This window comes from Amycolatopsis sp. NPDC033938, assembly GCF_055575975.1.
In genome coordinates this window covers 314522-325596 of the sequence record NZ_JBVIRO010000007.1, presented here as the reverse complement: position 1 = coordinate 325596, position 11075 = coordinate 314522, and the positions used below count along the sequence as shown (strand labels likewise).

At 69.2% G+C, this 11075-nt stretch carries 10 protein-coding genes and 1 pseudogene; 5 read left to right on the top strand and 6 right to left on the bottom strand.

The annotated features are described in order from the left end of the window. Nucleotides 1–102: 102 nt before the first annotated feature. The 5 genes and pseudogenes from ACZ5ZX_RS20960 to ACZ5ZX_RS20940 form a co-directional block, all read right to left on the bottom strand. Nucleotides 103–1068, bottom strand: a pseudogene (locus tag ACZ5ZX_RS20960) (acyl-CoA dehydrogenase family protein); the annotation flags it as partial. Continuing rightward, on the bottom strand, nt 1065–1994 hold the full coding sequence (locus ACZ5ZX_RS20955; protein ID WP_465503657.1) for an acyl-CoA dehydrogenase family protein: 930 nt from the start codon (nt 1992–1994) through the stop codon (nt 1065–1067). The pseudogene ACZ5ZX_RS20960 and the gene ACZ5ZX_RS20955, both read right to left, overlap by 4 nt. Beyond that, nucleotides 1991–3124 carry an acyl-CoA dehydrogenase family protein gene (locus ACZ5ZX_RS20950; RefSeq protein WP_465503656.1) on the bottom strand — a complete coding sequence of 378 codons (1134 nt, stop codon included), beginning with the start codon at nt 3122–3124 and terminating at the stop codon, nt 1991–1993. Before ACZ5ZX_RS20950 ends, ACZ5ZX_RS20955 begins: the two co-directional genes overlap by 4 nt. Next, nucleotides 3124–3957 carry an enoyl-CoA hydratase gene (locus ACZ5ZX_RS20945; RefSeq protein WP_465503655.1) on the bottom strand — a complete coding sequence of 278 codons (834 nt, stop codon included), beginning with the start codon at nt 3955–3957 and terminating at the stop codon, nt 3124–3126. Before ACZ5ZX_RS20945 ends, ACZ5ZX_RS20950 begins: the two co-directional genes overlap by 1 nt. After that, complete coding sequence (locus ACZ5ZX_RS20940) at nt 3954–5444, bottom strand: FadD3 family acyl-CoA ligase (RefSeq protein ID WP_465503654.1); 1491 nt, start codon at nt 5442–5444, stop codon at nt 3954–3956. Before ACZ5ZX_RS20940 ends, ACZ5ZX_RS20945 begins: the two co-directional genes overlap by 4 nt. A 71-nt stretch (nt 5445–5515) precedes the next feature. Between ACZ5ZX_RS20940 and ACZ5ZX_RS20935 the strand changes: the two genes are divergently transcribed. Genes ACZ5ZX_RS20935 through ACZ5ZX_RS20920 form a run of 4 tightly spaced genes read left to right on the top strand, consistent with a single transcriptional unit; the run spans nt 5516 to nt 9152 of the window. After that, nucleotides 5516–6634: an acyl-CoA dehydrogenase family protein gene (locus tag ACZ5ZX_RS20935; protein WP_465503653.1), complete on the top strand. Its 1119-nt coding sequence runs from the start codon at nt 5516–5518 to the stop codon at nt 6632–6634. Continuing rightward, a complete protein-coding gene (locus ACZ5ZX_RS20930) occupies nt 6631–7398 on the top strand; it encodes an SDR family oxidoreductase (RefSeq protein WP_465503652.1) in 768 nt (255 codons plus the stop codon). Before ACZ5ZX_RS20935 ends, ACZ5ZX_RS20930 begins: the two co-directional genes overlap by 4 nt. Before the next feature lie 7 nt (nt 7399–7405). Continuing rightward, nucleotides 7406–8008 carry a TetR/AcrR family transcriptional regulator gene (locus ACZ5ZX_RS20925; RefSeq protein ID WP_465503651.1) on the top strand — a complete coding sequence of 201 codons (603 nt, stop codon included), beginning with the start codon at nt 7406–7408 and terminating at the stop codon, nt 8006–8008. Continuing rightward, nucleotides 8001–9152, top strand: coding sequence for an acetyl-CoA C-acetyltransferase (locus ACZ5ZX_RS20920; protein WP_465503650.1), 1152 nt, complete (start codon nt 8001–8003; stop codon nt 9150–9152). The genes ACZ5ZX_RS20925 and ACZ5ZX_RS20920 overlap by 8 nt, the downstream gene beginning before the upstream one ends. Here the strand turns inward: ACZ5ZX_RS20920 and ACZ5ZX_RS20915 are convergent. Then, nucleotides 9136–10281, bottom strand: coding sequence for an MFS transporter (locus ACZ5ZX_RS20915; protein ID WP_465503649.1), 1146 nt, complete (start codon nt 10279–10281; stop codon nt 9136–9138). The genes ACZ5ZX_RS20920 and ACZ5ZX_RS20915 overlap by 17 nt on opposite strands. A 69-nt stretch (nt 10282–10350) precedes the next feature. Between ACZ5ZX_RS20915 and ACZ5ZX_RS20910 the strand changes: the two genes are divergently transcribed. After that, a complete protein-coding gene (locus ACZ5ZX_RS20910; RefSeq protein WP_465503648.1) occupies nt 10351–10800 on the top strand; it encodes a winged helix-turn-helix transcriptional regulator in 450 nt (149 codons plus the stop codon). Nucleotides 10801–11075 lie beyond the last annotated feature (275 nt).

Below are 11075 nucleotides of genomic sequence, written 5' to 3'. Positions count from 1 at the left end.
CAACATTTGGGGGCAAATAATACAACACCCCCACCAATCGCCGGTGGGGGGGTGGGGTGGTTTGGGGTGTTGGGGTATAAAACCAAAAACCCCCAAACACCACAACGCCGGCCGCACCCGCCCGAGATGCTCACCGGCCGAACCGAAAAGCCGCGCCGCCCCGTGCGCCCGCTTGAAAAAGCGGTGCGCCGGATGCTCCCAGGTGATCGCGATCCCGCCGTGCAGCTGGATCATCTCGCCCGCCACGGTCGCCAGCGCTTCCGAGCAGTGCACCTTCGCCACCGCGGCCAGCCTGCTCGACTCCGGCGCCGCGTAGGCCGCCGAGCGCGCCGTCTCCACCAGGACATGCAGGTCCGCCATCCGATGTTTCAGCGCCTGGAAACCGCCGATCGGCCTGCCGAACTGGTGCCGCTGCTTGCTGTACTCCACCGTCAGCTCGAACGCCCGCGCCGCCGCCCCGGCCTGCTCGGCGGCGAGCACCGCGCACGCGACGTCCCGCAGTGCGGTGAGATCGACCGGGCCGATCAGCCGGGCCGGGGAGTGGTCGAAGGTCACGCGGGCGAACCGCCGGGTCTCGTCCATCGCCGGGGTCCGCACGGCGCGGAAATCGGTGACCTCGTACAGCGAACCCCCGGCGACGACCAGCATGATCTCGGCCTCGTCGCCGTGGAGAACGTAGTGCGCCTCACCCTCCACTGTGGACCCGGTGACGCGGCAGGCCGGTACGGACCACCGGCCGTCGGCGTCGGTCCAGGCCACCGCGCCGACGACACCTTCCGCGAGGCGGGGAAGCAGCCGTTCGCAAGCCTCGGAGTCGCCCGTCGTCAGGACCGCGTGCACGGCGAGGACGGCCGAACCGAGGAACGGGACGTCGGCGAGAACGCGGCCCAGTTCTTCGGCGACCACTTGCAGTTCCGTCGTCCCGGCATCGAGGCCACCGAACCGTTCGGGAACGGCCAGCGCCGCGACGCCGATTTGTTCGCACAGGTCCGGCCAGGGATCCGCTTCCCGCTCCAATAGCTTCCGGACGCTGTCCCGCAGCGCCTCCTGTTCGGCGGTGAACGTCATGACAGCACCCGCTCCCGGTGCAACCGCGGCGTGCCCCAGGCGCCGACCAGCGCCCGGACCCTGGTCAGCCGCAGGCCGAGCGCGTGTTCCGCGGTGTAGCCGATCGCGCCGTGCACCTGCAGCCCGGTCCGGGCGGCGAGGTACGCCGCGTCGCCGCAGGCCACCTTGGCCGCGGAGACGTCGCGCGCGTCCAAGGTGACGGCGGCGCCGAAGAGCAGCGGTTCGGCCAGCGTGAGGGCGGTCGCCACATCGGCGAGCAGATGCTTGATCGCCTGATATCCGCCGATCTCCCGCCCGTACTGCTTGCGTTGCGCGGCATACGCGACGGACGTGTCGAGCAGCCACCGCCCCGCGCCGAGGAGGTGCGCGGCCGTGGCCAGGCAGCCCAGGGCGAAGGCGCGGTCCGCGTCGAGCGCCGTGCCGAGATCGTCGCCCAAGACTGGCGGGAACAAGCGTCGCGATCCGTCTACAGAGGACAGAAGATCGCCGGGAGTGAACGCGCGCAGCCTGCCGTTCTCGACCGCGAGACGTGCGTCGGCGACGTCGGAATCCAAGGCGTACGGCACATGCGGGGCGAACGACACCGACGCCAGCGTCTCGCCGGACGCGACCGAGCTCAGCAGCTCGTCGTCCACCAACGACGGCAGGACGGCCACGGTGTCGGTCCACGGGCCGGGAACGCAGTGGTACCCCAGCCGTTCGAAGGCGACGGCCAGATCGACCGGGGTGGCGCCGAGCCCGTCGTACTGTTCGGGGACCGCCAGCGCGGTCACGCCGAGTTCCGCCAGCCGTCGCCAGATCTTGAGGCCCGGCCCCGGATCGCCCGCCGCCCAAGACCGGTTGGCGGTGTCGGTGTCCAAACCGGACAGAAGATCGTGCAGGCTGCGGGAGAACTGCTCTTGCTCTCCGGAGAGCGCGAACCTCATCGGGCTCCCTTCGGCAGGCCGAGCAGCCGTTCGGCGACGATGGACCGCTGGATCTGGTCGGTCCCGCCGTAGATCGGGCCGGCCAGGGAGAACAGCCATCCGTCGCTCCACCGGCCGCGGAGTTCGGCTTCCGGGCCCAGGATGTCGAGCGCGGTTTCGTGCAGGGTGACGTCGAGATGCGACCAGAACAGCTTGTTGACACTCGATTCGGGCCCGAGTTCGGCGCCTTCCGAAAGCCGGGTGACCGTGCCGAGGGTGTACAGCTGGTAGGCCCGCGCGCCGATCCAAGCGTCGGCGACCCGGTCGGCGGTGTGCGCGGGACGACCGGCCTCGCGCCACAGCGAGACCAGGCGATCGGCCGCGGCGAGGAACCGGCCGGGACTGCGCAGGGACAGGCCGCGTTCGTTGTTCGCCGTCGTCATCGCGACCCGCCAGCCCTCACCCGGCGTGCCGATCACGTCTTCGTCGGGGACGAAGACGTCGTCGAAGAAGATCTCCGCGAATCCCGGTTCGCCGTCGAGCTGGGGGATCGGCCGGACGGTGACCCCGTCGGCGGCCAGATCCACCATCAGATAAGTGAGACCCTTGTGCCGCACCGAATCCGGCTCACTGCGGAAGAGACCGAAAGCCCGGTCGGCGAACGTCGCCCGCGAACTCCAGGTCTTCTGCCCGCTGACCCGCCAGCCGCCGTCGCAGCGCGTCGCGGTGCTCCGCAGCGCGGCGATGTCGCTGCCCGCCTCGGGTTCCGACCAGGCCTGCGCCCAGACCTGTTCCGAGCGAGCCATTTTCGGCAGGACGCGGCGCTGCTGCTCCTCCGTGCCATGGGAGAACAACGTGGGCGCGAGCATGAAGATGCCGTTCTGGTTGACCCGCAACGGCGCCCCCGCCGCGTAGTATTCCTCCTCGAACAGCACCCATTCCAGGAGGCTCGCGTCCCGGCCGCCGAATTCGCGCGGCCACGAGACGACCGACCACCGGGCGTCGGCCAGTTCGGCCTCCCAGTCCCGGTGCTGCGCGAAACCTTCGGCGGTGTCGAACGACTTCAGCGGCTCGGCGGGAACGTTCGCGGCGAGCCAGGAGCGTGCTTCGTCACGGAAGGCGAGTGTCTGCTCGTCCAGGTCGAGGTTCATCACGAACTCGCGTCCCGCATCGAGCGCGCGTCCTGCCCGCCCAGGGAGTCGCCGCCGGACACTTCGGCGTTGTGCGCGTGCGCGAAGTGATGCAGCCCGAACACGGAGTCCATTCCGGACCGGAGGCCCATCAGGTCTTCGGCCTGGTTGACGGCCTTCTTGGCGAGAGCGAGACCCATCCTCGGCATCACGGCGATCTTCTCCGCCAGCGCCATCGTCTCGGTTTCGAGGTCGGCTCGCGGGACGACACGGTTCAACATGCCCCATTCCTTGGCCTGCTGTGCGGTGAAGCGTTCGCCGGTGAACAACACCTCTTTGGCCGCACGCGGGCCGAGCACCCAGGGATGCGCGAAGTACTCCACGCCGGGGATCCCCATCCGCACCACGGGATCGGCGAAAAACGCGTCGTCGGAGGCGACGATCAGGTCGCAGACCCACGCCAGCATGAGCGCGCCCGCGATGCACGCGCCCTGCACGCTCGCGATGGTCGGTTTCGGGATCTCGCGCCACCGGCGGCACATGCCGAGGTAGACCTCCGACTCGCGCGCGAACCGCTGGTCGCCGCCCTCCGCGCCGACATGGTCCCACCACAGGACCGCCTTGCGCTCGAAGGAGACGTCCACGTCACGTTCCGGGGTCCCGATGTCGTGCCCGGCGGAGAAATGCTTACCGGCCCCGGCCAGCACGATCACCTTGACCTCGGGATCGTCCACGGCACGGGTGAACGCCGCGTCGAGCGCGTAGGTCATCGTCGAGTTCTGCGCGTTCCGGTACTCCGGCCGGTTCATCGTGACGACGGCCACCGGCCCGCGTCGCTCGTACTCGACGGTCATCCGTTCTCCTCCCGCAACACGCGTTTCAGTACTTTCCCCGAGAGATTCCGTGGGATTTCTGCCACGAAGTCGACAAAGCGAGGACGCTTGTAGTTGGCCAATTCGCCCTCGCAGTACGCCAACACGTCCTCTGTGGACAGTTCGGCGCCGGGCCGCGGCCGGACGAACGCCTTGCCGACCTCGCCGAGCCGCTCGTCGGGCACACCGATGACGGCCGCTTCCGCGACACCGTCCAGCCGGCTGAGCACCTGTTCGATCTCGGCCGGGTAGACGTTGAACCCGCCGCAGACGTACATGTCCTTGATCCGGTCGACGATCTTCAGGTAGCCGCGTTCGTTCAGCACCCCGACGTCACCGGTGTGCAGCCACCCTTCGGCGTCGACGGCTTTCGCGGTGGCCTCGGGATCGTCGAGATAGCCGAGCATCACGTTCGGCCCGCGCAGCAGGACTTCGTCGTTCTCGCCGAGTTTCACCTCGAATCCGGCCGTCGCCCGGCCGGAGAAGTTCGACACCAGTTCCGCGTCGTCCTCGGGGCGGGACATGGTCGCGACGACGGCTTCCGTCAGCCCGTAGGCGGTGAGCACGGCGTCGAACCCCAGCTCCGCCCGCATCCGCTCGACGAGCGGGACCGGCACCGGGGCGGCGCCGGTGACCGCGAGCCGCAGGCTGGACAGGTCGTGGTCCGCGCGTTCGGGCGCGTCCAGCAGCACCTGGTAGATCGTCGGCGCGCCGGGAAGCACGCTGACGCGCTCGGTTTCGATGAGGCGCAGGGTTTCCCGGACGTCGAAGGTGCGCTGTGGCAGGATGGCCGCGCCGCGCAGTACCGCGGCCAGGATGCCCGCCTTGTATCCGAAGCTGTGGAAGAACGGGTTGATCACGAGATAGCGGTCGGTCTCGGTCAGGCCACCGCAGCCGGCCCAGGCCTCGGCGACGCTCAGCGCCTGCCGGTGGCTGCTCATCGCGCCCTTGCTGCGGCCGGTGGTCCCCGAGGTGAACAGGATGTCGCTGACGTCGCCTGCTCGCGCCGGGCTGACGAAATCGCTGTCAAGATCGGCCAGCGCGTCCCATTCCGTGACGCCGTCGACCGGATCTTCGACGCCTTCGACAGGAATGCGCAGCACCGTCCCGGGGCGGGCCGTGCCGAGGTCCGCCAGTCTGTCCGTGCCGAGGAAGGTGCCGGTGATCGCCAGCGCGGAAACCCGTGCGCGGTCGAGGATGTCGATGGTCTCGCGGGCGGTGAACCGGGTGTTGACCGGGACGAGCGTCGCGCCGGCGTACAGCGCGCCGAGCCCGGCGACGACCCAGTGCCAGGTGTTGGGGGAGCAGAGCGCGACCCGTTCGTGGCCCTCGAAGAACCGTGCCGCCTGCCGTACCCGGCGCGCGAGTTCGCCATAGGTGAGCCGGACTTCGCCGTCGACGAGGGCTTCCCGCCCGGCGAAGCGCTCCGCGGCCGTGTCGAGCGCCGCCGGGATGGTCCCTGGGGACATCGAGCCTCCCTAGCAAGTGCTTGGTAGGGTAGCCTACGCAGCAGGCTCTGGTTTGGCTAGAGGAGGCGTGCGTGACCCAGGACGGCTTTCGCGACCGTGTGCGCACCTGGCTGGCGGAAAACCTGCCGCCGGACTTGCGTGGCTTGGGCGGTCCGGGGCGGGAGCACGAGGCCTTCGACGAACGCGTCGAATGGGAGCGGAGGCTCGCCAAGGCGGGCTGGACCTGCGTCGGCTGGCCGGTCGAGTACGGCGGGCAGGGTGCGACGCTCGAACAGCAGGTCGTCTTCCACGAGGAGTACGCGCGAGCGGGGGCGCCGGCGAGGGTGAGTCACCTGGCGCAGGAACTGCTGGGCCCCACGCTGATCGCGTTCGGCACGCCGGAGCAGCGAAGCCGGTTCCTGCCGCCGATCGTGGCCGTGGAGGAACTGTGGTGCCAGGGCTATTCCGAGCCCGGCGCCGGTTCCGACCTCGCGGCGGTATCGACCACCGCGACCCTCGAGGGCGACGAATGGGTGCTGCGCGGCCAGAAGGTGTGGACGTCGCTCGCGCAGGTCGCCGACTGGTGTTTCGTCCTCGCCCGCACCGAACCCGGCTCGAAGCGCCACAAAGGACTGTCCTATTTGCTCGTCCCGATGCGGCAGCCCGGCGTCGAGGTCCGCCCGATCAAACAGCTCACCGGAACATCGGAGTTCAACGAGGTCTTCTTCGACGGCGCCCGCACCGCCAAGGATCTCGTCGTCGGGGAACCGGGCGACGGCTGGCGGGTGGCGATGGGCACGCTCGCCTTCGAACGCGGTGTCGCGACGCTCGGGCAGCAGGTCGGCTTCCGCCGGGAGCTCGAAGAACTCACCAGGATCGCGCCGGACGACCCGGTCATCGCCGAGCGCATCGACCGCGCCTGGGTCGGCCTGGAGGTCATGCGGGCGCACGCGATCCGCACCCTCGGCGACTCGTCGCCGGGCGTGGCCGAGGTGTCCAAACTGGTCTGGGCGAACTGGCATCGGGACCTCGGTGAGCTGGCGATGCTCGTCCGCGGCGCGCGGGGGATGCTCGCCGAAGACGGCCTCGACGCCTGGCAGCGGCTTTTCCTCTTCACCCGCGCCGACACCATCTACGGCGGCTCCAACGAAATCCAGCGCAATGTCATCGCCGAGCGTGTACTCGGCCTGCCAAGGGAGGTGCGACCGTGATCCCGGTGCCGAAGTACCCCGAGGGGGCGAATCTCCTGCGGGACAAGGTGGTCGTGGTGACGGCGGCGGCCGGGACCGGGATCGGGTCCGCGGTGGCGAAACGCGCGCTGGAGGAAGGCGCCCGCGTCGTGATCAGCGACTGGCACGAACGGCGGCTCGCGGAGAAGGCCGCCGAACTCGGCGACGTCCACGCGATCGCTTGTGATGTCACGCGGGAAGAGCAGATCCAGGCGCTCTTCGACGGCGCCGCCGAGCGTTACGGCCGGATCGACGTGCTGATCAACAACGCCGGCCTCGGCGGTACCAAGTCCATAGTGGACATGACCGACGACGAGTGGGCCCGGGTCATCGACGTGACCCTCAACGGCACGTTCCGCGCGACGAGGGCCGCCGTGAACCGGTTCATCGCCCAAGGCGGTGGCGGCGTGATCGTCAACAACGCTTCGGTGATCGGCTGGCGCGCGCAGGCCGGACAGGCGCATTACGCGGCGGCGAAGGCGGGTGTCATGGCGCTCACCCGGTGCGCGGCCGTCGACGTCGCCGGACACGGCATCCGGGTCAACGCCGTCGCGCCGAGCCTGGCGATGCATCCGTTCCTCGCCAAGGTGACCAGCGAGGAACTGCTCACCGAACTCACCGCGCGCGAGGTCTCGGGGAGGGCGGCGGAACCCTGGGAAGTGGCGAATGTGATGGTGTTCCTCGCCAGTGAGTACTCGTCGTACCTCACCGGCGAGGTCGTGTCCGTGAGTTCCCAGCATGCGTGAGGTTTCGATGAAGTCCAGTCCAGGGTCCCGCCGCGCCGAACTGCTCGCCCTCGCGGCGAAGCTGTTCGCGGAGCGCGGTTATGTCTCCACCACCGTGCGGGACATCGCGGACGCGGCCGGAATCCTTTCGGGCAGCCTTTACCACCATTTCGACTCGAAGGAGTCGATGGCCGACGAGATCCTCACCGGTTTCCTCGACGAACTCTTCGGCGCCTACGCCGAGATCGTCGCGGAAGGCAAAGGCCCGAGGGAAACCCTCGAAGCCGTTGTCGTGGCGTCGTTCGAATCCATTCACCGGCGACCCGCCGAGGTGGCGATCTACCAGGCCGAAGCGAAGCACCTCATGCAGTTGCCGCGATTCGGCTACCTCGCCGACCGCAACACCGAATTCCGCAAGCTGTGGAACGGGATCCTCACCGACGGGATCGCGGCGGGCGTGTTCCGCGAGGACCTCGACGTCGAACTCACCTACCGGTTCATCCGCGACACCGTCTGGGTGGCGGTGCGCTGGTACAACCCCGGCGGCACGCTGAGCGCGGACGACGTCGCGCAGCAGTACCTCGGGATCCTGCTGGACGGCATCGCGACCAAGAGGAGGAAACGTGGGTGAAGCGTATGTACTGGACGCGGTCCGGACCCCCGTCGGCAAACGCGGGGGAGCGCTCAGCGGAGTCCATCCCGCCGATCTCGGCGCCCACGTCATCCAGGCCGTCGTCGAGCGAGCGGGGGTCGAGGCCGATCTGGTCGACGACGTCATCCTCGGCTGCTGTGACACGCTCGGGCCGCAGTCCGGGAACATCGCGCGGACGGCGTGGCTCGCGGCGGGTTTCGGCCATCACGTGCCGGGCGTGACGATCGACCGGCAATGCGGTTCGAGCCAGCAGGCCGTGCACTTCGCCGCGCAGGCGGTGCTGTCCGGCACGATGGACCTCGTCCTCGCTGGCGGCGTGCAGAACATGAGCGCGATCCCGATCAGCGCGGCGATGCTGGCCGGACGGGAGTACGGCTTCGACGATCCGTTCTCCGGTTCGAAGGGCTGGCAGGAGCGGTACGGCAGCGTCGAGGTCTCGCAGTTCCGCAGTGCCGACATGATCGCCGAACACTGGGATCTGACCCGCGAGGCGATGGAGGAGTACGCCTTCCGTAGTCATCAGCGGGCGATCGCGGCCATCGACGAAGGCCGGTTCGCCGCCGAGATCGCGCCGTTCGCCGGTGCCGGCCTGGACGAGGGGCCCAGGCGCGACACCAGTCTGGAGCGGATGGCCGGGCTGAAACCGCTGAGCGAGGGCTCGCGGATCACGGCGGCCGTGGCCAGCCAGATCTCGGACGGCGCCAGCGCGACGCTCCTCGCGTCGGAGAAGTTCGTCGCGGAGCACGGCCTCACGCCGCGTGCGCGGATCCACCATCTTTCGGTGCGGGCGGCCGATCCGGTGTGGATGCTGACCGGGCCGATCCCGGCGACCGCGCACGCGCTGCGGAAAACCGGGCTGAGCATCGACGACATCGACCTGTTCGAGGTCAACGAGGCGTTCGCGAGCGTGGTTCTGGCGTGGATCGAGGAGATGGGCGCCGATCCGGACCGCGTCAACGTCAACGGCGGCGGTATCGCGCTCGGTCATCCCATCGGGGCGACCGGGACGAAACTGTTCGCGACCCTGCTGCACGAACTCGAACGTCGGGGCGGGCGATACGGACTGCAGACGATGTGCGAAGGCGGCGGGACGGCGAACGTCACCATCATCGAGCGGCTTTGAGGCTCCACACGCTGAGTGCCAACGCGCTGAAGCCCGCGCCCAGCAGGCAAACACCGGTCCAGCCCGCGAAGGCGTAGACGGTCGTGGAGCCGATGGCGCCCAGGCCGCTGCCGACGGAGTAGAAGATCATGTAGCCGCCGATCAGCCTGCTGCCGGCGTCCGGCCGGAGCGGGTAGATCAGCGTCTGGCTCGTGACGTGCACGGCCTGGACGGCGAAATCGAGCAGGATGGCGCCCGCCGCCAGTGCCCAGAGCGATACGCGCGTGAAACCCAGCGGCACCCACGAGATCAGGAGCAGGCCCAGCGCGATCCCGGTCGTCCACTGCGCCCGACCGCGGTCCGCGAGCCGTCCGGCCGGTGCCGCCGCCAGCGCGCCCGCCGCGCCTGCCAGGCCGAAAGCGCCGATGACGGTATGCGAGTGGCCTGCTTCGCTGAGCGGTAGGACGACGGAACTCCACAGGGTGCCGAACGCGGCGAAAGTCAGCAGCGCGAGTGTCCCGCGCAACCGGAAGACCGGTTCCCGGACGAAGAGGGACACCGTGGAACGCAGCAGCCGCCCGTAAGCCAGCCGTGGGCCGGTGGGGGCCGAGGCCGGCAGCACGCGGTACAGCATGATCGCGATCAGCACTGTCACACCGGCGGAGGAGAGGTACACGGCGCGCCAGCCCGCGACGTCGGCCAGCGCGCCCGACACCGTGCGCGCGAGCAGGATCCCGAGGACGACGCCGGTCGTCACGAGCCCGACCACGCGTCCGCGTCCCGCGGGAACGGCCAGCGACGCGGCGAACGCGACGAGGATCTGCGTGACGACCGCGAGCACGCCGATCGCCGCCATCCCGGCGAACAGCACCGCACCGTTCGCGGCGGTCGCGGCGACCAGTTCGGCGACGGCCAGCAGCGTCAGCTGCCCGACGACGAGCCGGCGGCGGTCGAGCAGGTCCCCGAGCGGGACCAGGAGGAACAGGCCGAGGCCGTAGCCGAGCTGGGTGAGCGTGACGATGGCGCCCACCGTCGACGCGGCGATACCGAGGTCGGTGCCCATGGTGACCAGCAGTGGCTGGGCGAAGTAGATCGTGGCGACGGCCGTCCCGGCGGCCACGGCGAACAGCAGGACGACTCCGCGGCGCACAGACCCTCCATGGTGGTTTCAACTTGCTACCACTCGGACGGTAGAGCATTCCGGTTGTAAGATGCAACCATGGTGAAGCGGACGACGTTCGACGAAGCTTCGTGCCCGGTGGCGCGTTCGGTCGACACGATCGGCGACTGGTGGTCACTCCTGATCGTGCGCGACGCCTTCGACGGCGTCCGTCGCTTCGGTGAGTTCCAGCGCAGTTTGGGTGTCGCGAAGAACATCCTGTCCGCCAGGCTTCGCGCGCTCGTCGCGCACGGCGTGCTCGACGTGGTCCCGGCTTCGGACGGGAGCACCTACAGCGAATACGTCCTGACGGCGAAGGGACGCGACCTGTTCCCGGTGATCGTCGCGTTGCGGCAATGGGGAGAGGCGCATTTCTTCACCGAGGGCGAACCGCGGTCGGAGCTGGTGGACCGCGACGGCCGGCGTCCGCTGCGGGCGCTCGAGGTCCACGCCGCGGACGGCCGCGTCGTCGGCCCGGACGACACGGTGGTCCTGAAAGCGCCGTCGTGAGTTGAGGGGTAAGCCAAACGTGACGTGTCCTGAGGGCCTTCAGGACAGCACGCTTCGACGCTGGGGCAGCGGGAGCCGACCGTGCCATATTTGCCTTACCCCTCAATAAGTAGCGTTCTTGGCCAAGGGTGTTTGAGGTACCTACCGTGGGTGACCCTGGAAGGCGCCCTGGGAAGGGCCTCAGCAGCCTCACCAGCAGCACCAGTCACAACGGCTGCGCGTGAAGGCCCCCATCCCAAGGCTAATCCCATGGAAGGGGGCCATGAACCGCATAC